This window comes from Methanolobus sp. ZRKC3 (assembly GCF_045291275.1).
GTDB lineage: Archaea > Halobacteriota > Methanosarcinia > Methanosarcinales > Methanosarcinaceae > Methanolobus.
This window is the reverse complement of record NZ_CP146982.1, coordinates 2,036,683-2,059,946: the sequence shown is the minus strand read 5'-3', so window position 1 is coordinate 2,059,946 and position 23,264 is coordinate 2,036,683. Positions and strand designations below refer to the sequence as shown.

24 protein-coding genes are annotated in these 23,264 nt (G+C 43.6%); 7 read left to right on the top strand and 17 right to left on the bottom strand.

What is annotated here, in order from left to right; all coding sequences use genetic code 11:
- Nucleotides 1-27: 27 nt before the first annotated feature.
- The 3 genes from V7O66_RS10520 to V7O66_RS10510 all read left to right on the top strand — a co-directional run bounded on the left by V7O66_RS10520 (nt 28) and on the right by V7O66_RS10510 (nt 2,802).
- Nucleotides 28-414: a hypothetical protein gene (locus V7O66_RS10520; protein ID WP_406660272.1), complete on the top strand. Its 387-nt coding sequence runs from the start codon at nt 28-30 to the stop codon at nt 412-414.
- Nucleotides 415-1,299 carry a UbiA family prenyltransferase gene (locus V7O66_RS10515; protein ID WP_406662634.1) on the top strand — a complete coding sequence of 295 codons (885 nt, stop codon included), beginning with the start codon at nt 415-417 and terminating at the stop codon, nt 1,297-1,299.
- 69 nt (nt 1,300-1,368) lie between these two features.
- On the top strand, nt 1,369-2,802 hold the full coding sequence (locus tag V7O66_RS10510) for a dihydrolipoyl dehydrogenase (RefSeq protein ID WP_406660271.1): 1,434 nt from the start codon (nt 1,369-1,371) through the stop codon (nt 2,800-2,802).
- A 93-nt stretch (nt 2,803-2,895) separates the two neighbouring features.
- On the opposite strand, the gene V7O66_RS10505 is transcribed toward V7O66_RS10510, so the two are convergent.
- From V7O66_RS10505 to V7O66_RS10440, 14 genes are all read right to left on the bottom strand, one after another.
- The gene (locus V7O66_RS10505; RefSeq protein ID WP_406660270.1) at nt 2,896-3,180 is read right to left on the bottom strand and encodes an ATP-binding protein; all 285 of its coding nucleotides are present in this window, start codon (nt 3,178-3,180) and stop codon (nt 2,896-2,898) included.
- The gene (locus V7O66_RS10500) at nt 3,177-3,734 is read right to left on the bottom strand and encodes a PAS domain-containing protein (protein WP_406660269.1); all 558 of its coding nucleotides are present in this window, start codon (nt 3,732-3,734) and stop codon (nt 3,177-3,179) included. Before V7O66_RS10500 ends, V7O66_RS10505 begins: the two co-directional genes overlap by 4 nt.
- A 286-nt stretch (nt 3,735-4,020) precedes the next feature.
- The gene (cofE, locus tag V7O66_RS10495) at nt 4,021-4,797 is read right to left on the bottom strand and encodes a coenzyme F420-0:L-glutamate ligase (RefSeq protein WP_406660268.1); all 777 of its coding nucleotides are present in this window, start codon (nt 4,795-4,797) and stop codon (nt 4,021-4,023) included.
- Nucleotides 4,798-6,045 (bottom strand): phosphomethylpyrimidine synthase ThiC, encoded by a 1,248-nt coding sequence (thiC, locus tag V7O66_RS10490; protein WP_406660267.1) that lies wholly within the window; start codon nt 6,043-6,045, stop codon nt 4,798-4,800.
- A complete protein-coding gene (locus V7O66_RS10485; protein ID WP_406662632.1) occupies nt 6,042-6,926 on the bottom strand; it encodes a methylenetetrahydrofolate reductase in 885 nt (294 codons plus the stop codon). The genes thiC and V7O66_RS10485 overlap by 4 nt, the downstream gene beginning before the upstream one ends.
- Nucleotides 6,927-7,118: 192 nt before the next feature.
- Complete coding sequence (locus tag V7O66_RS10480) at nt 7,119-7,658, bottom strand: hypothetical protein (protein ID WP_406660266.1); 540 nt, start codon at nt 7,656-7,658, stop codon at nt 7,119-7,121.
- On the bottom strand, nt 7,612-8,187 hold the full coding sequence (locus V7O66_RS10475) for a hypothetical protein (RefSeq protein WP_406660265.1): 576 nt from the start codon (nt 8,185-8,187) through the stop codon (nt 7,612-7,614). Before V7O66_RS10475 ends, V7O66_RS10480 begins: the two co-directional genes overlap by 47 nt.
- Nucleotides 8,188-8,410: 223 nt before the next feature.
- Nucleotides 8,411-8,626, bottom strand: a complete 216-nt coding sequence (locus V7O66_RS10470; RefSeq protein WP_406660264.1) for a hypothetical protein — start codon at nt 8,624-8,626, stop codon at nt 8,411-8,413.
- On the bottom strand, nt 8,623-9,240 hold the full coding sequence (locus V7O66_RS10465; protein ID WP_406660263.1) for a methylenetetrahydrofolate reductase C-terminal domain-containing protein: 618 nt from the start codon (nt 9,238-9,240) through the stop codon (nt 8,623-8,625). Before V7O66_RS10465 ends, V7O66_RS10470 begins: the two co-directional genes overlap by 4 nt.
- Entirely contained in the window at nt 9,237-10,472 is a 1,236-nt protein-coding gene (gene folP, locus V7O66_RS10460; protein WP_406660262.1) for a dihydropteroate synthase, read from the bottom strand. Before folP ends, V7O66_RS10465 begins: the two co-directional genes overlap by 4 nt.
- A 68-nt stretch (nt 10,473-10,540) precedes the next feature.
- Entirely contained in the window at nt 10,541-11,401 is an 861-nt protein-coding gene (gene folD / locus V7O66_RS10455; RefSeq protein ID WP_406660261.1) for a bifunctional methylenetetrahydrofolate dehydrogenase/methenyltetrahydrofolate cyclohydrolase FolD, read from the bottom strand.
- A 47-nt stretch (nt 11,402-11,448) separates the two neighbouring features.
- Nucleotides 11,449-12,687 (bottom strand): serine hydroxymethyltransferase, encoded by a 1,239-nt coding sequence (gene glyA, locus V7O66_RS10450; protein WP_406660260.1) that lies wholly within the window; start codon nt 12,685-12,687, stop codon nt 11,449-11,451.
- A gap of 69 nt (nt 12,688-12,756) precedes the next feature.
- Entirely contained in the window at nt 12,757-13,365 is a 609-nt protein-coding gene (gene purN, locus V7O66_RS10445; RefSeq protein WP_406660259.1) for a phosphoribosylglycinamide formyltransferase, read from the bottom strand.
- Between the two features lie 104 nt (nt 13,366-13,469).
- Complete coding sequence (locus V7O66_RS10440) at nt 13,470-14,444, bottom strand: transcriptional regulator (RefSeq protein WP_406660258.1); 975 nt, start codon at nt 14,442-14,444, stop codon at nt 13,470-13,472.
- Between the two features lie 243 nt (nt 14,445-14,687).
- On the opposite strand from V7O66_RS10440, the gene V7O66_RS10435 reads away from it, so the two are divergent.
- Complete coding sequence (locus tag V7O66_RS10435) at nt 14,688-16,739, top strand: ATP-binding protein (protein ID WP_406660257.1); 2,052 nt, start codon at nt 14,688-14,690, stop codon at nt 16,737-16,739.
- An 85-nt stretch (nt 16,740-16,824) separates the two neighbouring features.
- Nucleotides 16,825-18,108, top strand: coding sequence for a DUF1743 domain-containing protein (locus tag V7O66_RS10430; RefSeq protein ID WP_406660256.1), 1,284 nt, complete (start codon nt 16,825-16,827; stop codon nt 18,106-18,108).
- A gap of 13 nt (nt 18,109-18,121) precedes the next feature.
- Here the strand turns inward: V7O66_RS10430 and V7O66_RS10425 are convergent, their stop codons facing one another.
- Together V7O66_RS10425 and V7O66_RS10420 are read right to left on the bottom strand one after the other, a co-directional pair.
- Nucleotides 18,122-18,901 (bottom strand): NAD+ synthase, encoded by a 780-nt coding sequence (locus V7O66_RS10425; RefSeq protein ID WP_406660255.1) that lies wholly within the window; start codon nt 18,899-18,901, stop codon nt 18,122-18,124.
- A 35-nt stretch (nt 18,902-18,936) separates the two neighbouring features.
- A complete protein-coding gene (locus tag V7O66_RS10420; RefSeq protein WP_406660254.1) occupies nt 18,937-19,656 on the bottom strand; it encodes an RAD55 family ATPase in 720 nt (239 codons plus the stop codon).
- A gap of 129 nt (nt 19,657-19,785) precedes the next feature.
- On the opposite strand from V7O66_RS10420, the gene V7O66_RS10415 reads away from it, so the two are divergent.
- Nucleotides 19,786-20,265, top strand: coding sequence for an NOB1 family endonuclease (locus V7O66_RS10415; RefSeq protein ID WP_406660253.1), 480 nt, complete (start codon nt 19,786-19,788; stop codon nt 20,263-20,265).
- A gap of 53 nt (nt 20,266-20,318) precedes the next feature.
- Nucleotides 20,319-20,930, top strand: a complete 612-nt coding sequence (locus tag V7O66_RS10410; RefSeq protein ID WP_406660252.1) for an orotate phosphoribosyltransferase-like protein — start codon at nt 20,319-20,321, stop codon at nt 20,928-20,930.
- Nucleotides 20,931-20,966: 36 nt separating this feature from the next.
- On the opposite strand, the gene V7O66_RS10405 is transcribed toward V7O66_RS10410, so the two are convergent.
- Entirely contained in the window at nt 20,967-23,090 is a 2,124-nt protein-coding gene (locus V7O66_RS10405; RefSeq protein ID WP_406660251.1) for an OB-fold nucleic acid binding domain-containing protein, read from the bottom strand.
- Between the last annotated feature and the right edge of the window lie 174 nt (nt 23,091-23,264).

Here is a 23,264-nt window from a genome sequence, read left to right as displayed (position 1 = left end):
ACATCCAACTTTTTATAAGGTGTTATAATGGTAGATTCATGGGGCGATTTCATTTCCAAAAAAATAGTATTTGTCTATAATGCAAACAGCGGTATTCTGAATATGGCTGCAGACTATATTCACAAGATTGTTTCTCCGTCAACCTATAATTGTCGTCTGTGTGGACTCACATATGACAATACTGGCATGAAGAACAATTGGAAGCAATTCATCGCGGAATTGAAGTACCAGTCTGATTTCCTGCACAGGGATGAATTCCTTGATAAGTATGGTGAAATAAAAGATGACCTGCCCTGTGCCTACCTTGAAACAGCCGGAAAACTGGAGCTTTTCATCAGCGCAGATGAAATGAACTTGTGCAACACCCTGGACGAACTTATGACACTGGTTTCAGGGAAAGTGGATGAAATATAAATTGAACGGGGGCTGAAAACCATTATTTCAATTCCTTCATTTTTATCCCTGACGCGTTTCTGGAATTCTCTTTTCGGAGCATTCACTATCATCCTATCAGGAATTCTATCCGCTGATTTTGCAGGGTATCTGACAGATTATCTTTTTGCATCTATATCGATAGTTCTTCTCGGGATGGGCTCATTTTCCATCAATGACTATTTTGACCACGATATAGACAGATTTAACAAAAGGACTGATAGGCCTATTGTGCAGGGTAATGTCGGAAGAAGAACAGCCTTACATGTGGCAATGCTGTGTTTTTCTTTATCTTTGGTCGTGGCCATAAGGTTAAATTTCATCTTCTTCATCTTCCTTAGCTTCAATGCAATTGTCTTCTTCCTGTATAGTTATTACATGAAAAAATTGTTCCTGATAAAGAATATCCTCATAGCCTACAGTTTCTTTGCCACAATAATAGCAGGCACCATTGTATCTGATTCCATCATTGAACCTTTGATACTGTACTATGCGATAATGGGTTTTATTGTTGGCCTGGCTTTTGAAATAATGATAGACATAAGAGATGTAGCGGGGGATCAAAAATTCGGCGTACAGACAATTGCCGGTAAGTTCTCTCCGAAAATAGCAGCTTTATCATCTGTATTTTTCTATGCAATAGTAATGATACTTGACTCACTTCCGTTTTTCATCAGGGTCGACCCTGCCCTTTATCAGGATAATCTCTTCCTGTTGTTGATACTGATACCTATGATGCTGTATATTCTTGTTTCAAGGTCGTTGATCCTGGACAGTTCAAAGGATAATATCCTGGCCCTGAGGAAAAAGACACTGGGTATAATGCAATTTGGTTCCCTTGCTTATCTCATTGGCTATCTCTTCTAAGCCAACAACAGTTATAACACTTCAATATCATCTATTATTCATAGAAAAATGATACAGTGGGGTTCACAGATGAAAGAATATGGTCTTATTGTTATTGGTTCAGGTTCCGGGATGAACTACGTTGGCTCAATGATGGAAGCAGACTCGGATATGAAGGTTGCTGTTATTGACAAGGATGATCCCGGGGGAATCTGTCTGACCCGTGGCTGCATTCCATCAAAACTCCTTCTCTATCCAGCAGAACTTGTGAGGGATATCGGCAGAGCTTCGAAGTTTGGGATAACTACCAAGATCGAAGATATAGATTTCAATGTAGTAATGGAACACATGCGCTCTTCCATATCCGAAGATATCGAGGGTATAAGGCATAGCCTTTCACACAATCCTCGAATCGATTTCTATAATGAAGCGGCTGAATTCGTATCACCTTACACTCTCAATGTAGGTACGGAGACCATCAGTTCGAAAATGATATTTCTCAGCGCCGGTTCAAAACCCATGATCCCACCAATAAAGGGTCTGGAAGAAGCCGCTTATCTCACCAGTGATACGGTGCTTGCAATGGATAAACTTCCAAAAAGCCTTGTGATAATAGGTGGGGGCTACATTGCTGCTGAATACGGTCATTTCTTCTCTGCCATGGGCTCAAAAGTAACTATACTCGGAAGGAATCCTCAGTTCATTTCAAGCGAGGAGCCTGAGATATCGACCCTTGCAAAGAAAATGATGTCAGAGTACATGGATATCCTCACTGATCAGGAAGTTCTTGAAGTGATATCCTCAGAAGGCGGCAAGAAGGTAATTGCAAGGAACCGGTCAAACGATGAGGAAATAGAAGTAGTGGCTGATGAGATACTCGTTGCCACAGGCAGAAGCTCAAATTCCGATATTCTCAAGCCGGAGCTTGGTGGCATTGAAACAGATGAACACGGCTGGATAAAGGTCAATGAGCATCTGGAAACATCCAGCAAAAATGTATGGGCATTTGGGGATGCCATAGGCAAATATCTCTTCAAGCATGTGGGTAATCACGAATCAACTATTGTTTACTACAATGCAGTTCTGAAAGAAGATGTAAATCCTGACTATCATGCGGTTCCACATGCGGTTTTCTGTTATCCTGAGATTGCTGGTGTGGGTATGACAGAACGTCAGGCAATAGAACAGTATGGTGAAGAGAACATCATTATTGGATTCTACCGTTTCCATGATACCGGCAAAGGTATTGCAATGGAACTAGATGAGGAATTTGTGAAGATAATCCTTGAGTCTGAGACGCAGAAGATACTCGGTGCTCACATAATTGGCCCACACGCCTCCATACTGATACACGAGATAATTCCTGTCATGTACACAGAGGACCAGGCTGCTCATCCTATAATGCATGCCATGGACATTCATCCTTCAATGAGTGAAGTGATAAAAAGAGCATTCTATTCAAGGATGCCCGTAAGTGAATATCACATGGTATTGAAGTCTCTGGAACTTGAAGAGAATGAGTGATTCTTTTTCAAATCTCATTCTTTCTCTGCAACAGCATTTACTGTATTTACTGGCAAAAATAGTTCGATATAATGAAATGGTGCAAGTTGAATATCAACTTGCCACTACGTTATTGCTTATGGAAAAACTCATTTCAGATCTTATATTAGCTTCAATGGGTATCTCAAATATGAATGTGGATCCTTTTCCAAGTTCACTCTCAACCCAAATTTTTCCATTGTGCATATCCAGATAGTTCTTGACAATGGATAATCCCAAACCTGTTCCTTCATGATTGCGGTTCAGGGCAGATTCTATCTGTACGAAAGGCTGGAACAAGAGTTCCTGATCCTCTCTGGATATCCCTATGCCTGTGTCGGCTACTTCCACACGTATCATAGGTCCTGCTTCCGGAACAGAGCTGTTCTTTCACCAGAGAAAAGTTCCCTGTCAGTTTTGCCTTTTATCATTTCCTCAGAATTGCCCAGGAGTTTGGCAAAGGCAGGGTTGCAGCCAAGGTAAGTACCGTTCTTATCTTTGAAAGATATTGCATCAGGAATTGAACTCAGCAGTCCGGAAAGCAGTGAGTTGTTCTTGGAGAGTTCCTTCTCTGCATTTTTGCGTTCATTGTTCTCTCTTTTCAGATCATCAACATTTGCCAGGGCAGGCATCCACTTAATCAGTCCAAGACCCAAAAGTGACAATGCCAATATCTCTCCAAGTATTTTCTCTAATAAATCTTCAAATACTGTATCGTCTACGTATACGCTTAAAGGCCAGAAGTCACCAAAGGTGTCCACCGTATATCCAAGAGTCATTAAAGTAAATCCCACTAAGATAATTGTCCAGCCCTTTGTGGATACGTCCCTGTGCCTCCGACCATATGTCCAGAGGTATAAGGTCACACATATTGTTATGATGGAAGTAATTGATTCCAGTAATGTATCTCCCATTTCAAGCCCCATTAATATTCTTTAGCATGAAGAAATTCTCTGTTCACAAGCAAATTGTGCTTTGTGTGTAACAGTATGAATAAAAACCAAACGGCCAGTTAATATATAATTATTATCAATATATATTAACTTACACAGTCATGGTTGTATTGTGGAAGTAATTCTTAAATACTACAAAAATGGAAGGTTGGCATCTATTGACCCCGAATGTGGGTGCAAGAAAAAGATTCAAAAGGGAACAATATCCATAGTAAAAAATGAGGGCTATTCAAACCCTTATAATTCTCTAATTCTTTCTTATATTACTGTAATACATGCACTCTTGAGGTGTGAACAGTGGCATTTCCACGGATTCATCTATGATCTGCACAGGAGCACCTCGCACCAGTACAGCAGGCACGCTCTCCCCTGCCTCGCCCATGAGTAGTTGTGCTGCAGATACCAGATTATCGGCAACGGCTTTGCGGGTTATGGTCATCTCCTTGCCAAAAAGGTCCAGTGTACCCCTGGCATCCTCTACTGGAATGATGCCTGATGTGCCAAGGGCTATCCCGACACAACCAAGTCTTAAGGGTTGGGTGCGACTATCGCCCACGATCACTCCTATGTGGCAGTTGCATTGCTCTTCTATTTCCCTGCGGATTGTGGCAGCACTTCTCTGTGCATCCTCGGGAAGCAGGACAACGTGGTCTTTGGGGGCGTTGGATGCATCGATACCTGCGTTGGGAGCAAGCGTTCCCTTTGTGATGGTGAGTGCTGCACCGGGAACTCCTCCGAATATCTCATCACATTCGGCGAGGATGAGTTCCATTTCCCTGGGGTCAAGCTTGTATTTTTCTGCAAGTTCTCTGGCTTTTTCACTGGTTTCTACTTTATTCAGATCCACAAGTCTGTTCTCAGCGGTAGCCACAGGTGACTCTGCAAGGATGAGGACATCATTGTCCTGAAAAGTGAGTTCAATCTCTTCCATGGCATCAAGAACTACCTTTGTAATGTTGTCGCCAGGATTTATCAAAGCTGTTCTTATCCCGAACATCTGAAGAGAAGGTGCTTTAGCCTGCATTCACTCCTCTCCTGTGAGGTATCCTTTCATGATCTTGATGGCACAGTAATCTCCGCACATGGAGCATGGTCCTTCATCAGGACACATCTGCACCGTCCTGTCAGGGTCGATGGCAACCTCTGCCTGTCCTGTCCAGTCGAACTCAGCTCTCTTCTGTGCAAGCACAAGGTCTCTGTCACTTAGCCCGTATTTCATGGAATCTCCAATGTGTGCCGCTATCTTAAAAGCAATAAGTCCTTCCTTTACCTGTTCCGGGTTTGGAAGTGAAAGATGTTCAGCCGGGGTGATATAACATAGATAGTCAGCACCGGCACCACTTGCCATGCTTGCACCTATGGCTCCTGCAATGTGGTCGTAGCCCACGGCAATATCTGTTGGTAGCGGTCCTGCAACAAAGAGTGGGAAATCGGCTTTATCCTTGTATAATCTGACACTGGCGGGGATATCATTTGCCTGTATATGTCCTCCCATGCCGTTGATGATGACCTGCACTCCCATCTTATTCGCTCTTCTGGCAAGCATTGCATTGATTTCGATCTCCATGCTTTGGACATTATCCTTCAGGTCGTGTACGCATCCGCTCCGCATGGTATTTCCAAGGGAAAGCACAACATCGTTTTCCCTGAACATGTCCATGATCTCATCGAAATTCTCAATGAAGGGGTTCTCGCAATCATTTAGCAACATGAAACTGCTGGTAAAGGACCCGCCCTTTGAGACCATACCCATGACCCGCCCTGTTCCTTTGAGATTCTCAAGCATTTTCCTTTCAACACAGTGGAGCAGGATGGAACTTACACCCTCATCAATATGTTTTTTGATGTAATGCATGAGCTCATCCACAGTTGCACCGTCCATTCCCTTCTCAACAATGGTCTGGTAGATGGGTACCGTGGTTATGGGAAGTTCTGTGTTCTCAAAGACCATCCTGCGTATTGCCGATATATCGCCTCCCATGGACAGGTCGGTGATGGTGGCTGCCCCACATTTTTCTGCAACCTTTACCTTTTCCATCTCGTCATCGGTGTCAATGCATGCAGAGGACGTCCCGAGATTCACGTTTATCTTGGTGCTTGCACCCTTGCCTATTGCAACAGGTGGGCATTCCTTTCTTGTCATGATGACAAGGCTGCCTTCTTTCACTCTCTCAAGTACGAGTTCTTCATCCAGACCCTCAGCCTTTGCAACGTATTGCATCTCTGCTGTGAGGGTGCCTTCCCTTGCATGATCTATCTGCGTTTTTATCATGGGTTATTCTTTCCTATTCCAGCCATTTCCAGTAATTTTGCTGTGTTAGTGTGTTTGCCAATTGGCATGATATGTACTCCGCGACAGAGTCCCTTAAGTTCCCCGATGGTCTCTGCAGCTATCTCAAGCCCCTCTTCCATGGGCTCCTCAGCAGCTTCCATCCTTTCCATTATATCAGTTGTAACATTGATGCCGGGAACATTATTATTCATGAAATCTGCCATCTTTGCGGACTTGAGTGGTATGATTCCAGCTATTACAGGCATCTGTATCTCATCTGCAATATCCATGAATCCTTTGAATTGCTCGGTATCATAGACAGCCTGGGTCTGTATGAAGTCAAGTCCCATAGTTGCCTTCTTCCTGAACTTGATCATCTGCATAGGATTGGATGGGTCGGTATTGGATACGGCTCCCACCACAAAATCAGGCGGATTCTCAAGCGCATTGCCTGCAAGGTCATAACCTTCCTGCATCTTCTGCACGATTCTCAGCAGTTGTACCGAATCCAGATCATAGACCGGCTTCGCTTTCGGATGGTCACCCTTTGTGGTGTAGTCTCCTGTCATCACGCATATATTTCTGATGCCCATTGCATAGGCTCCCAGCAGGTCAGATTGCAGTGCAAGCCGGTTCCTGTCCCTGCATGTAAGCTGCATGATGACCTCATGTCCTGCATCCAGCAGTGCCCTGCTAACAGCAAGCGGGCTCATGCGCATTACAGCTCGCTGGTTATCCGTGACATTGAGAGCATCAACCCAGCCCCTGATAAGTTCCGCATCTGCAAGAACTTCGTTTAAGCTTGTTCCCTTGGGTGGGCTGACCTCTGAAGTGATTAGAAAAGCATTGGATTCGAGTTTGTCTTTGAAGGTCCGGGACATCGGGGGATTATATGCGAGTCTGGCTTTTAAAATCATCGCAGCACAGGAGGTTGAGTTTCTCTTTTAAAAGCTGATATTTTGCTTCACTTTCTGGAAAAAGTGTTATCTCTCCCGGTTTAATATCTATCTTGATGGCTTTTTGATACCTGGAACAACTGTAAAATCGGTAGAAAAGGAAGGCAAACACCAGTATCATGAAAATTGGCTAAAAAGATTCGTTCCATCTTCAAATCCATATTTACTGATGGATCCATACATACTAGAGATTTGTATGGCCCAGATTACCAGAGTGGCTATGCCTATTACGATATATTGGATATTCCTATGCTTGTAGTTGCTGTTGTCAATATAAGTTACCTTCTGAATCCTGTCCTTTGATAGTATCGTTTTTCCCAAAATGGGATTATTCATCTGGAAGCTTCCATAACCGATTGATATTTTCCTGCTGCTCAGCAAAAAAAGCAATACCAATATTGCAAGAGTAAACAGGGCAAAACCCAGATAGGTCCAGACAGTTCTGTACAGGTGATCAATGAAAGATGAGATAAACCATATGATTACAAGACCAATGATCATTGCTAATGAGCGTAAGTCTATCATTTGTATGGGGATACTCATTTTCTCAATGTGGCCGGATTGATTCTGAATAGCTTTCTTAGATGTATTCTCATCTTTCTGTGGCAAATCAAAAACTCTCCTGTGCTTTATTGGTGAATATTTTCTGAAGCTCATCCGGTTTATCGGGATAAAATCCAAAATGAAGGTTATTTGTCTCCACTGCTAGTAAAGTGGGGTGCTCAAGCCTTCTTTCCAGATTGAAGAAAAGTACAAGGATAAGGTACAAACTCATGAATTTTGCGAGTATTAAATAAATCGACGCTTCTAATGGAGCTTGCAGCATCTGGTATTTTTGAATGCCATAAAAGACATCTTGAATAAAATAGCCTGCTATAATCAGCATAATAAGGTACCAAACCCCCCGATACTTATGATGGGATCTCTGTTTGCTATGAATTTTTGTTATATCCTTCTTATTTATTATGACTGGTCCGAAAAAGCGTCTGTGAATGATGATCATATCAGCTAAGATCTCTATGGTAGTGCGGTCCTGTGAAATAATTGCTGTAACGCCCAGATACCATGCAATATATGTTAGTATCTCAAAAACAGGGGAGAAAAAACCCATGATAAGCAATATGAATGTTGCTATTCCTGTGGGTAAAATAATCTTTGCTATGCTAGTATCTTTTGGGATGTCCACACGAATATTCAGTTTCAGCTCAGGTTGCATATTCATTTCAGCTATCTCTTTCAGTTATCTGGTCATCACTCAGAATTCATGCAATCATAGTATCTTCTTTAATAAGTTTATGCAATATCAAAATATCTTCAAATTATTAAATGTTTATGGCCAAATCATCCAACTGGAAAGCACAGTTGCAATTTTCAAAAAAGAGTCAATTTGGAAAATCTAAAAGTGTTAGTTATTGAATATATGTTATGTAAATTAAGTCAACAATCAAATAAGCAATCAAATATGCAAGCGGGTAATGGATAGCTCTTCCAGGCGTTCTATTAATGTCACCCATGTATTTCCAAAAACCTTTGTATTTGTGGCTTTTGTACTTCTTAAGGTAAAAGGGATACAATGATATGATCGTGAGGAGAGCAACGGTAAACAATAGTGGTCCTGTATTCATGATTCGTCCACAGTTTCCTCGCAGCCCCATATCTTTTCCAGAAGATCGAGCCTGTCAATCTTTTCCAGTCTGGTGTAGATGAGTGCCCAGACACAATCCTTCTCCGGGTCGACTTCGCACTTTCCATTCATGGAACCGCCGCATGGGCCGTTTAGCAATTGCTTCGGACACTGACCCTTGGGGCAGATGCCTCCGAAATCGTGGACACCACAGCTTCCGCACATGGCACAGAGATCTCCAAGTACTTTACCATGTGACCTTCCGCCAAGGGATTCGGTGTTGTTGGATGGGTAGACCGGAACACCTGCAACAGATGATACAACAGAAACTCCACTGCCACATGCCATTACAAGGATTGATCTAGCCTCTTTTATGGCAGGATTTTTTCCAACCAGGGATTCAAAGGATGCTACACTGCATGCTGCACTTGGTATGACCCAGCCCACAACATGCTTTCCTGCTTTCTCAAGCTGCTTGTGCATTCGCAGTACATCCTCTTCTCCTCCAAGGTGGAGTTTTGCAGCACAGGCATTACATCCGACTATGAAAATATCATCTTCGCCCTTTAGCAGTTCCATTATCTCTTCAAAGGACTTTGCGGACGAGATTATCATAGTTCCCTCTTGTACCTGTATTCCACATCCATTTCCTGTTGCAGTACTTCTGCTATCATCTCTGCGATGTGGGGCAGGTTACGTGCCTGACATACTAGCTTTTTTGCAAGTCTTTCAAGTTGTAGCAGGGTTCCGAAAACGATGACATCGGTCTTTTCGGTCTCGTGGGACACAGCATCACGTTCAAGGGCTGCATCTCCACCCCGTGCCAGGATCTCCTGTTTGATAATCAGGGCCTCGGTTGTGGTGATGTTGCTGATGCGTATGACCTTGCTCACGGTCTTCTTTTTCATTACTTTTGCACCGGTGCCGGTGACACCTATGCTCTTCATGAAATACTCGGCATCATCCGGGTGTATTATGTCTATCATGGACACCTCGAAATCACCTGATCTTGTGAAGGGCTGCCTCTTTCGCATGGCTCTTGCCACTTCCACTACATCTCTGGTTTCGGGGATGTCATGTGTCCTTATTATATGTGCTCCCTTCTGCACCACAATGGCAGTGGCAGCCAGGCTTCCATAGAGCCTCTCATCTGCAGGTTTGTGTAGCACTGCATCGATGCATGATTTGCGTGAAACAGCTGCAAGGATTGGTTTTTCGAACACTTTAAAGCTCTCGAACTGCTCAATGGTCTCAAAATCGTAAATGGGGTCCTTCTCAGCTATCCATTTGCCTATGGCCGGATCGAGTATCAGTTTATTCGTATCAATGTCCCTGGCTTCTGCCTTTGCAATGATCCTGGCAAGAGAGCCCATGATTGCATCCATGCCTATGGGGTCACCTGGTATTTTTTCAGATGCCATGACAACGGCAGGACAATCATGTTCCTTCATAACATCAAACATTCTCTCATCCGTTGTAAATCCGGAAACATCATTGATGATGTCAGCACCGTGTTTCAGGCCCTCATCGGCTATATTTGAATATACCGTATCCACGGAGATGAGTGCATCTACATTGTCCTTTAGGATATCCAATGCAGGAATAAGGCGTTGCAATTCCTCGTCCTCTCTGATAACAGGACTTGCAAGGGGCCAGGTGGAGCGTGCACCTATATCGAGGATGCTTGCACCATCATCTACCATCCTCTGGGCTACATCCAGAAGTGAATCGGTACTGACCACAGATCCTTTGTAAAAAGATTCGCGGCTCAGGTTTATAACACCCATCAATCTCACAGGGTGCTCATCGCCTACCTTAAGGCCGCATATATCAACGTCAACAACCATCGTTCTACCAGTAAAGATTATTCAGATAAAAATAGAAAAAGCTTCTCATTTAAAAAATAAATGACTGATCATGCATTCATTGCTGCAGTCAGTACATGCTCCATGAGTATTGCAATGGTCATGGGTCCTACTCCACCGGGTACCGGGGTGATGAGTGATGCCTTCTTGATTACATTATCAAAATCAACATCTCCATAGACCTTACCATCTTCTTCGGAGATGCCCGCATCGAATATCACGGCACCTTCCTTGACCATATCTGCTTTGATCAGGTGCTTGACACCAGTTCCTACGACCAGGATATCTGCATCCAGGGTGAACTTTTTCAGGTCATCGGTGAATACATGGCATACAGAAATTGTTGCATTCCTGTTCAAAAGCATAGCTGCCATGGGTTTTCCCACAACATTGCTGTGTCCTACGATCACAGCATGCTTGCCCTGTATCTCAACATTGTACTCTTCCAGCGCCCTGATGACACCCTTTGGTGTACAGGGGACCAGACCTTCCTCGCCGATCAGGAGTTTTCCCATGTTGTATGGGTGGAATCCGTCTGCATCTTTTGCAGGATCTATGGAAAGCATTGCAGCTTTATCATCAAGGTGTTTTGGTAATGGTAACTGGAGCAGGATCCCATGAATGTCATCCCTGCCATTGAGTTTGGCAATGGTTTCCATGAGTTCTTCCTGACTGATGGACTCAGACAGATTTTGGTCTTCAGCATGAATGCCTACCCTCTCACATGCCTTGTGTTTCATCCGGACATACATCTTTGAAGCAGGGTCATCTCCAACAAGTATGGTGGCAAGACCTGGGGTTACGCCCTTATCTTCCCTGAGCTTGTCAATTCCCTGCTTTACTTCTGCCTCGACCTTCTTTGCCAGTGCCCTTCCGTCAATCCTTCTGGAATCGTAGTTCTCTTCTGCCATTATAAACACCCGATGTTTCTGTATCTCTTGTACAGACCTTGATATTCTTATTGTCTGTAAACCGGGAACCTGCTGCAGAGCTGCTCAACGTCTGAGCTTACTCCATGAAGTACGGTTTCATCGTTGAGATTATTGATTACTGTCTCAATGTATTCTGCTATATCTTTCATCTCGCTTTCCTTCATACCACGGGTAGAAGGTGCAGGAGTTCCTATCCTGATGCCACTTGTAATGAATGGGCTTCTTGTTTCGAAAGGAACGGTGTTCTTGTTGAGCACAATACCTGATTTGCTCATTCCTGCTTCTGCTTCCTTTCCTGTGATATCGAATTTGTTCAGGTTGATAAGCATCACGTGGTTGTCAGTGCCGCCGGATACGATATCGAATCCCCTGCTTGCAAGTTCATCTGAAAGTACCTTTGCATTCTTAACTGTCTGGAACTGGTCCTGTTTGAACGCATCTCCAAGTGCTTCCTTGAATGCAACTGCCTTTGCAGCTATCACGTGCATGAGGGGTCCGCCCTGAAGTCCGGGGAATACTGCCTTATTGACATCCTTTGCAAAGTCTTCCTTGCACATGACCATTCCACCCCTTGGACCTCTGAGGGTCTTGTGGGTTGTTGTTGTCACAAAATCAGCGTATGGAACAGGGCTTGGGTGTGCACCGGCTGCAACAAGTCCTGCAATGTGAGCGATATCAGCCAGGAGGTATGCTCCTACTTCATCTGCGATTTCCCTGAATCTCTTGAAATCGATGGTTCTGGAGTATGCGGATGCTCCACAGACTATCATTTTTGGCTTGTTCTCTTTTGCCATTTCCATGAGTGCATCGTAATCAAGTGCCTCGGTTTCCTTGTCAACACCATATGGTATGATATTGTAGAGCTGTCCTGCAAAGTTTACGGGGCTTCCATGTGAAAGGTGTCCGCCGTGGGTGAGGTCCATGGACATGATGGTGTCCCCTGGCTTGAGGACAGAGAAGTAGCATGCCATATTGGCGCCGGAGCCTGAGTGTGGCTGAACGTTTATGTGGTCAGCACCGAAGATCTCCTTTGCCCTTTCAATGGCAAGGTCTTCTGCAATATCCACAAATTCACAACCACCGTAGTAACGCTTTCCGGAATATCCTTCTGCGTATTTGTTTGTCATGACAGAGCCCTGCGCTTCCATGACCGCACGGCTTGTGTAGTTCTCCGATGCAATAAGATTCAGTTTATAGTCCTGACGATTTGCTTCCAGCCTGAGTGCCTCTGCAATATCTGGGTCAACTTCTAAAATATGAGACATATTATCAACCATTAAATTAGTATGAATAAATATTTTTATTTAAAATTATGATCCAATGTAAACGTTAATCTATGCGTGTACTACAATCCTGCCTTCCACTTTAAGTTTACCCTCTGTGAAAAGCTTCACAGCTTCAGGGAATATCTTATGCTCCTGCTCAAGAATACGTGCTGACAGTGAATCAGCAGTGTCGTCATCAAGTACTGGTACACATTTCTGGATGATTATAGGTCCTGTATCCATGCCCTCATCCACAAAATGGACTGTGCATCCGGCGACCTTCACTCCGTATTCAAATGCCTGTTCCTGTGCATGCAGTCCCTTGAAGGCAGGAAGCAGTGCAGGATGGATATTGATTATCCTATTGCTATATGCTTCAATGATGGTCTTCCCCAGCAAACGCATATATCCTGCGAGAAGTATCATGTCCGCTCCATGGTCCTTCAGGATCTCCAGGACTTCCAGTTCATATTCCTTTTTACTTTCAAAATCAGAGGGGTCAATGTAAACATCGGTTATGCCATGCTCTCTGGCACGTTCCAGGGCATATGCATCCGATACATCACTGACAACAACAGTTATTTGAGCATTCTGAATGTAGCCATTTTCAATATTATCGATGATGGATTGCAGGTTTGAGCCTCTGCCTGAAACAAGTACTGCGATGTTAGTGGTCATTGCTAATCCTAAAGGTATATCTATATATTAGGGTTTTGGATTTGGAGCAGTTTTGAAAATATCATCCGTCGGTAATAAAAAGGAAATTCAAAAGATCAAAATGATCATGCATTTACATTGTACTTTTTGATCCTTTCATCTATGAGCTCAGCAAGTTCCTCAGCTCCTGATAACAGATCGAGTTCCCTTTTTTCGATAAGAACTGTGTTCAGGACTGTTTCCGATTTGATTTGGCCGTCGATGATAAACACGGATTTTGTCTGTGCCACGCTTGATATGCTGCTCATCAGGTCAGCTCGCTTTATCATTGCGCTGCTGTAACTACTGATGCCTGTGAGTAATGTATCCGATGTGTCCTTGGATATGGCTTTAAAGGGTGCCTGGCTGGTTGACATGACCTGATAGCCAAGAGAGTGCATCATACTCAAAACACCGTCATCGTGAGATGTTTCTTTTAATGTATCATCTGCAGGATCTTCTTTTTTCATGGATCTCTTTTCAAAACACTGGAGTATATCTATTGATTTTGCCAATGCAACATCAAGCAGTTCCTCCATATGGAGTACCACATCAATGGATGCATCCATCCCACCATCTTCATATTTGCTGATGGTCCTTCTTGAAACACCCAACTCTGTTGCCAGTGCTCCAATTGACATTTCCACTCTCATACGTGCATCTTTAAGGACGTTTCCATCAATGGAGACATAGAGTCCTCCGGGAGCTGCAGATACAAGGGGCGGAACTTCTTCTACAAAATAATCATAAAGTGTCTGGATACTCACGGCAGGTATATTATAACGCATATACACTACACTGTCTTCAAGCATCTGGTCTCTGGTCTTCGCTCCTATCAATAGTGCAGATCCTCCAAGATAACGGGCAAGGCTCTTCATTTCTCGTGCCGTCTCTTCGTTCAATCCGTCGATGTTATACAAAACCTTACAAAAAAGAAGAGTATCGGAATTACGGGCAGCAAGATCAAAACTTCGAGGTCTAATATTGCAGCGTTTTGAAATGGTAAACTCTGCTCGTTTCAATACATCAATGATCTGATGTATCAGAATCTCTTTCGTCATTACGGGCTAAACTGTGTTTGCACATCTATATAAACGTATCCATTGTTTATAAACAGCATTGCAAATTAAGGTGGGCTGTATGTAAAAAAATAGAAGCTGTATGCATTAATTGATACCATTGGTATAATAATATAGTGACAAACATATTTAATATACTTTTAAAAATAGAGGGATATACAAAATAGTTAATATTTATTTGAATAGTTCCCTTGATTGCATATTAAAGTTTTGGAATGAGTTTCGATGCCCGAACAAAGTGAGATCAATTTTAAAAACGCTGTAGATCATTTGCCAATGGCTGTAGCTTTGTTGGATTCACAGTTGAATACCATTTATGTCAATAAAAGGTTCACTGATTTTTTTGGATACGCACTTAGTGATCTCTCTTCTTTTGATAAATGGTGGGGAGCCGTCTATTCTGATGGATCAGCCGGAAATGAACTAATCAGATTCTGTTATGATCTCGTGAAAAACACAGACTCCGATGAGCTGGCAAATTTCCCAATTGAGGGTTCACTAAGGTGCAAAGACGGTTCTGTAAAGGATATTGAAATACATTTTTCAAAGTTGGACGATGGCCATAATCAGTTACTTTTCAATGATGTGACAAAAAATAAGGCTATAGCTGCACGTGAAAGAGCATATGATGACCTGAAAAAGGAAAAAGAAACTGCTCAGCGCTATCTGGACATCGCTGATGTTATGATCATTGCTACAGATTCTGCCATGAACCTGAACCTTATTAACAAAAAAGGTTGTGAGGTACTTGGATATTCGGAGGCTGAACTGTTCGGTAAGAACCCCTTTGAATTATGTGCAGCAGAGGCTTACAGGCATCATTATCTTAACTATTTCGTACAGTTCATGAAAGGTGAGATTGACACTTTGAATGATGTCGAACTGCCTGCTTTGACCAAAAGTGGAAAAGAAAGACTAATAAGATATCATGTTACCCCCATTAGCGAAAATGATGAGTTTGCTGGTGTTCTTGTTTCCGGGAATGATGTCACAGAGCGCAAAATGGCTGAAAAGGCTCTCCTTCTTGATGAATCGCGTCTGGAAGCACTGGTCGAACTTAACCATATGGTCAAGTCCACTGACCGCCAAATAATCCATTTTGCACTTGAAAAAGCCGTGGAGCTAACCGGTAGCCAGGTTGGATACATAGGTTTTGTCAACGAGGATGAATCTGTACTGTCCATGCACTCATGGTCGGAAAGTACCAAAGATAAGTGCAATATTGACAATTACCAAACTGAGTATGTCATAGAGGATACCGGTATCTGGGGGGAGGCCATCAGGCAGGGAAGGCCGATCATAACAAACAATCTGCTTGACCCCAATCCTCTGAAAAAAGGCTATCCTAATGGGCATATGGAAATAAGGAATCATCTTGGTGCTCCTATATTTGATGATGATAAGATAGTTTCGATCGTGGGTGTCGGAAACAAGGGGACAAATTACGATACTTCTGATATTCGCCAGATCTCGTTACTGATGGAAGGGCTGTGGAAGATTATCAAGAAACGGCAAGATGAAACCTCTCTGAAGGCGTATGCAGAAGAACTTACAGGGAAGAACCGTGAACTTGCCTCTCTTGATATCCAGAAGGATGAGTTCCTTGCAAACGTCACACATGAGCTAAAAACTCCCCTTGTATCCATAAAAGGTTATAGTGATCTGCTTTCAGAAGGGCATCTTGGTGTTTTGAATGAAGGACAGAAGAAGGGTGTGGACAGTATTGTACAGGGTTCGCAACGCTTGGGGAGGCTCATTGATTCCATACTCTACCTGCAAAATGTTCATTCGGGAACTGTGGAGTACAATACTGATATGATCTTCATTAAGGATTTCATTGAAAAGTTGCTCTATGACATGACCCTCATAATGGGTGATAGGGTTACTAAGATCAAAACGAACATATGTGAATCATTACCTCTGATATGGGGTAATCCAACTTACATTGAGCAGGTATTTTTCCATATTATTGACAATGCACTGAAATTCACCCCTAATACAGGGAATATCGAAGTTTCGGCCTTCCCTGAAGAAGGGAGTGTACATATCATCGTGGAGGATAGTGGTATAGGTATCTCTCCAGAAGAATTACCGCATATATTCAAGCGTTTTTACCAGATTGATGGTTCCCGGACTCGCAGATACGGTGGAAATGGACTCGGTCTTCATCTTTGTAAGAGTATAATCGAAGCCCATGGGGGAAACATCCGGGCGGAAAGTGAAGAGGGTAAGGGCACGAAGATCCACATAACATTGCCTTTAGCAGTAATTGATTGAACCTTTAATCAACTCGAATTTCAGCGGAATAATTTAACTGTTATAAAGCATATCAGGTAGCCTGAGAAGGAGCCTGTTGTAATAAATGATCATAGGAATAGATGATACCGATTCCCGGGAAGGGATGTGTACCACGTACCTGGCAGCACTATTAATCGATGAACTTTCTGCTTTTGGCACTTTGCTAGCCGACCCTTTACTTATCCGATTGAACCCTACAATTCCTCATAAGACCCGTGGTAATGCATCAGTGGCAATATGTATTGACTGTGCTGACCCGCAGGCTGTCATTGAGCATGTGGTTTCCAGGGTATCATCATTTTCCAGACTGGAATGTGACACTACAAACCCGGGTGTGGCCTTTGTCATGGATGGGGAATATGAGCAGGTGAAACAGGAGCTTGGTGCTTTCTTCAGGCGTGCAGTTACCGATGTCATCTCCATAGATGATGCAAAGGACCTTGCAGCGAAGCTTGGTCTGGAGTTTCGGACTTTCAAGAATGGACGTGGCCTTATCGGTTCTCTTGCAGCCTGTGGGGCAATGCTGAATCCTGGTTGGGATCATACTTACGAATATCTTGCATACAGAAAACAGGATGTATGGGGAAGTTCCCGTTCTGTTGACATAGGATCCGTCTATGGGGCTGACAGGAAGACCTATCCCAATACATGGGACTCTGTGGACTTTGTGAATGATCTTGTGGTCTGTGTACCTCATTCTCCCGATCCGGTACTTTTTGGCATACGTGGAAACAGCAAGTCCTCTGTGTCAGAATCTGCGGAATTGATAATATCGGAGTCTGTGGAACGTTCACGTATCTTCAAGACAAACCAGGGAACCGACATGCACCTGCTGTCTGCAAGTAGTATCAGTGAGATCGAGGGTATGCATTCATACATACTGGAAGGGACTGTGCAGAGCAAAGCAGAGACCATCCGGGGCGGTCATTCTATCTTTGTGCTGGAAGATACTTTTGGTGATACAATTGACTGCGCAGCCTTTGAACCCACCAAGAACTTCAGGGAAATTATCCGCAATCTTTTGCCCGGTGATGGGGTAGTGGTGTATGGCAGTGTCATGGACGGTACGCTGAATGTTGAGAAGATCAATATTCTTTCCATTGTTGAAGATTTTGAAAAAAGAAATCCTGAATGCCCATCGTGTGGCAAACGGATGAAGTCTGCAGGAGCAGGTCAGGGATATCGCTGCAAAAAATGTGGTACAAGTGCTACAGATCCGGAATTAATAAAATTAGAAAGAGGTCTGAAACCCGGGTTCTATGAAGTGCCTCCATGTGCAAGACGACATCTTGCCAAACCTTTGGTCAGATCTGAAGATTCAGAAGTCCCTCTTTTTCCTGGAAGGTAATATCCAGTATCTTTTACCTGAGTGAACTCATTTCAGGAATCGGAGCTGTTTTTTGTTTATGGAGATTTGAATTTATCCTTGAGATAACCGAATCTCTTTGCTCTGCTGTCAGTCCCAGGGTATTCTGTGCCACCTGCGGGCTTTCCCCTTCAAGTAAAAGTGCCAGGAATCTGTCAACTTGAGGGTATGTTATTCCAAGTTCCTCCTCATCAGTCTGGTCAGCCCATAGCCTTGCAGATGGTGCCTTATCTATGATCTCATCTGGTATTCCCATCAGCTGTGACATTTTCCTTACCTCGGTCTTGTAAATATCTCCAATGGGCTCAAGGTCAACGCCTCCATCTCCGTATTTTGTGAAATATCCTAACAAGATCTCGGTCTTGTTGCCTGTACCCATGACGACCCGGTTCATCATGTTCGCATAATAATAGAGCATTGACATGCGTATCCTTGCTTTGAGATTCCCGTTAGCATGGTATATTGATTCCTCGCTATCGGGCATGGCTTTTAGAAATGATTCGAAGGGCCCGGATACATCAATTGTCTTGAACTCAATTCCAAGACGCTGTGCGACTTCTGTGGCATCGAGTACATCTTCTGCAGGCGTAATATTCAGTTCAGGCATATGGATCCCAAGCACATTCTCCTTTCCAAGAGCTTCTACGCTAAGGTATGCTGTCAGGGCAGAATCGATCCCTCCGCTGATGCCGATCACAGCTCCCTTTGCTCCTGCTTCTTCTGTCCTTTCCCTGATAAACTCTACAATGATCTCTTTAGCTTTACTGATGTCCATGTTACCGACCTGCACTTCAGGAAGTGTCAACTCTATTATTTATTCTTGTTCTTTGAAGGGAAGAGTTTGACTCCATTTTCGGTAATTTCATAGTTGATAAAGTCAAGTGAAATGTTCGTACCCCGCATCTTGGGGATGTACATGAAGCGTTCCATCTTTCCTGTATATGGATTCTCCTTGACCATAAGTTTCAAGGTTCCATATGTGGAATACTCTGCGATCCTGTGTGTAATTTGATGGGCTGCTTCATCCATGACTATGATCGTGGTTCTGTTCTGTTTAACAAGTGTGTAGGTAAGTGTTTCCAGCTTATCCTTGAATTGCTTGATCTCAGAACCCATGGCGAAAGTACCGAGATTGTCCACAACTATTACTTCCACATCATCTGATACTAGGTTTACAAGGTTTTGCAGGTCCTCTGCCTGGAAATTCATGACGTTTCCATTCTTGTCCATAATGATAGAATTCTCAGCCCTCATCTCGAACATACGTGCGATTGAGAGCTGTCCGTTGCTGATGTAGGGTTCAAGGTCCATTCCAAGCAACCTGGAGTGTACCTGTATCTTATCCGGTGTTTCCTCTGTGGCTATCATCATGCATTTCTTTCCATCCTTACATGCCTGATGTAGAAGCTGGAGGGCAAAAATGGTTTTTCCCGTGCCTGCCTCTCCTGTAAAAAGGATTGCCTCTCCCTGAGGATATCCTCCCTCTAATCTTTTGTCAAGGTTCTCTATTCCGGTGGATAGTCTGTTCAAAGTAATCACTCTCGCGTCTATATAGTGATAATATATTAATCCGCATATACTTATAAGTGACTGCCACATGCGGTACTGTTCTCTTCAACTCCAAAGGCTTAACTAGAGATACTATGCTAATACAGTCTGATGGTTTACTATATTGCAGATTCAGCGGTCTTCATCATGGGAAAGGAAATTGATCCCCGGCAGACTATAACTGTTGTTTCTGTTGTTGAGGAACTCAAGAGCAAGGAAGCCTCCTTGAGATTCGATCTGGCTCTTGAAGCGGGTGTAAGGGTTGAAGTCCCCGATAAGGCATGCAGGATAACTGTGTTGAACACTGCCAGCAGATCAAGGGATTGCGAGGAGCTGTCCTCAACCGACATAGATGTACTGGCCAAGGCTCTCGAGTATAAGGATGATTCCATTTTGCTTACCGATGATTATGCTGTGCAGAATGTTGCCAGCATGTTGGGCATCAAAGTTGTATCTGTGGTGCAAAAAAAGATACGTGACGTAATCATATGGGAAAAGCAGTGCACGGGATGCCGCAGGAAATTCGATTCAGGTGATGATTGCCCTGTTTGTGGTTCTGCCCTGAAGAAAAGGCGCAAAAGAAAAATATAACATCTCTGATTACATATTGGAAAAATAAAGTAATTGTATAATTCGGGGTTCACATGAAGAACATTGATAAATTAATCCGGAAAGCTGAGGAATTGCAGGCAAACGGCCTTGTCACAAGACAGATCGCAGATGAGCTTAATGTTTCCCGGGAGACGGCAACATGGCTTCTGACACGCTCAAAAAAAGAAGAGGCATCTCCTGCACCCAAGGATATTTCAGTCAACTGGAGCAGTATCGGCAAGAGCTCTTTCAGGCTCAGGCATATCAGCATTGCCCTGTGTGATATGGTGGTCGAGACTCTGGAAAAGACTGACCAGGATGTTGAAATGGTTGTGGGCATAGGTCTTAGCGGCGTTCCACTTGCAAGCCTGATGGCTGATGAAATGGGTTCCGAATTATCTGTTTATCATGCTTACAATGAGCACGAGGACGATGAGAATACCAGAGGTGCTTTCAGCAGGAACTTTGGAAGCATAAAAGGAAAGAGCTGCGTGATCGTGGATGATGTGATAACCACTGGTCGTACGGTAAGCGATGTTGTGACCGATCTGAGGCTCGCAGGTGCAAAACCGGTTGCCATAGCAGTTCTGGTTGACAAGAGCGGGTCCGAGGAGATAGCTGAGGTTCCTGTCCAGTCACTTGTAAGCATCGTACGCGTGGACTGAATAAAGATAAGTTAAAATAAAAAAGATGTAGATGTATTATTCTACATCTACGCTTCCTACTTTTTCTACAAGCTTGGAAAGTACTTCGCTACGCATTCCTTCTACGAATTTGATACTGCCTACCACAAGGTGTCCTCCTCCGTTAACTCCGCCGCCCTTGATCTCGTCGTGCAGTTCTCTTACCATAACGGGGATGTTCATCTTAACGCCTTTTGAGCGTATGACTGCAAAGTCCGGTCCGTATCCTATTGTGATTATAGGTTTGCCTTCGAATTTCCTGCAGATCCTGTCGTGGACTTCACCTGAGGTTTTTCCAGGTGCCGGGAACGTGAATTTGTGAGCATAGTTCTCAACATCCAGCACATTGAGTATGGCTGTGTTTGGTAGTTCCTGTGATTTCACATGGGACATACATACTTCTAGCTGCTCACCTATCATTCCGTTTGCCTGCTCGCAGAGCAGTTTGACGAGGTTCTTATGGATCTTTGTGTCTCCGAAGTTGAGTATGTCATCGATGATGCCTTTACCACTGTTGAATTTCAGCCAGTATGCTTCAAAGTCAAGGGCAAGTGCAATATTTTTCAGATCCTGCAGGCTGTACTGGTCAGATACCATGTCGATGTAGACCTTTGCTTCATCTGCTTCTGATCTGTCACCAACTGCAGCCACAGCAGGCAGGTGTTTGATCTCGGCTTCAACCTCAGGATTGATCATGCGTGCCACTTCAGTACAGAGCATTCCGGCAGTCATGCCGAAGTCTCCTCCCACATGGGCAGGATTCACATGTGCTTCCAGGTATTGGTCCACTTCCGCGTCAGGGTGATGGTGGTCAACAACTACCATTTCAATACCGTATACCTGTGCCTGTTTCATGGCAGGTACATCCTCAAGTGTTGATCCGTTATCGACATTTACAACAAGAGGCATCCTCTGTCCGTGGCGGGCAACATCCTCAAGTGCGTAATTGATATCCCTTACAACGTCAGTGACCTCATAGAAAGGTGCCTTTGATGGTGCACGTTTGTAAAAATGATATTCTCCATCTGAACCATTCACTTCCCTTATGAGTGGGAGTATGGCTCTCTCAATGGCTACTGCCGCAGTCATACCGTCAGCGTCCGCATGATGGCGTAGCAGTATGGGTGTGGAGGTGATGATCGCCTTTCTGATGACCTTGGCAACTTCCTTCATGGCAGGCCTGAGTTTCTCAAGGACCTCACTTTTTACCATGAACTCTATCTCGTGGGGTTCGGCCCTCTTATCAAGTGCAGATTCTATACGTTTGCGGATGTCTATTTCCCTTGGTCCGCTCAACTGTTTCATGCCCTTGATCTCAAGTTGGATCCCATCCCTGCGAGAAGTTATCTCTCCGATGGCGGACACGATCATATCTGATTCTATCTCTGGATAAGCTCTTTCCCCTGCACTTGCAAAAGCAGCCGAGGAAACCTGTCCTGTTTCATCAGCAATTGTGAATATGGTAGGTCCTGCTGTTTGCTTGATCTGTATGATCTCTCCTTCCACTTTGAGTGTCCTTCCCACATGGTTTGGAAGTTCCGATGTAAGTATTACTGGTAGACTCTTTTCCAGTCCTATCGTCTCGTATTCCTTCACCTTTACAGGAACGAGATCCATTTTTCCTCTTTGTTTGATCTCCTTGAGGTTGACAATGACCGCTTCACCAACTTCCAGCTTGTCTTTCATGTTGCTGGAGTGGATAAGTCCTGTCATGTTCGAGTTCAGATCAACGAAAACACCAAAATCAGCAATATTCCTGACGACGGCGTGGTAAAGTTTACCGACATCCATTTCGTTGATATCGCAGGAATCATCCAGTTTATAGACAATTTGTTTTTTAGCGCAGGACGGGCAGACCTCTTCTCCATTGAAAAGTCCATCAACTGCTACTCCGCATACCTTGCACTTGTAGAAGGCTCCTTTGCCGGAACACGCCATACATTCATCTCTCATTTCCAGTTCGCCTTTCCCTTTGCATTTACTGCAGGATGAGCCGTTTCTCAGGAAATTACTAACTTCCTTTTCCGAGAGTTTCATAAGGTCAACAGATTTAGATTTACCTTCCCCTTTACATTCGGGGCATTTCTTTGTGCCGACGACATTATAACCACGTCCGTCACATTTTTCACATTTTTCACTCATTGTATCGTGTCATAAATAGTATATATAGGATTTATTTCTTTGCTTGCATAAATTGCTGTATTAATATATCACATATTTATATGTATATTATTTATATATCATTGTATTGCTATTGTTTTTGACTTCATTGTTTGAGATTATTAACATCAAAATCAATCACATTAATAAACAATC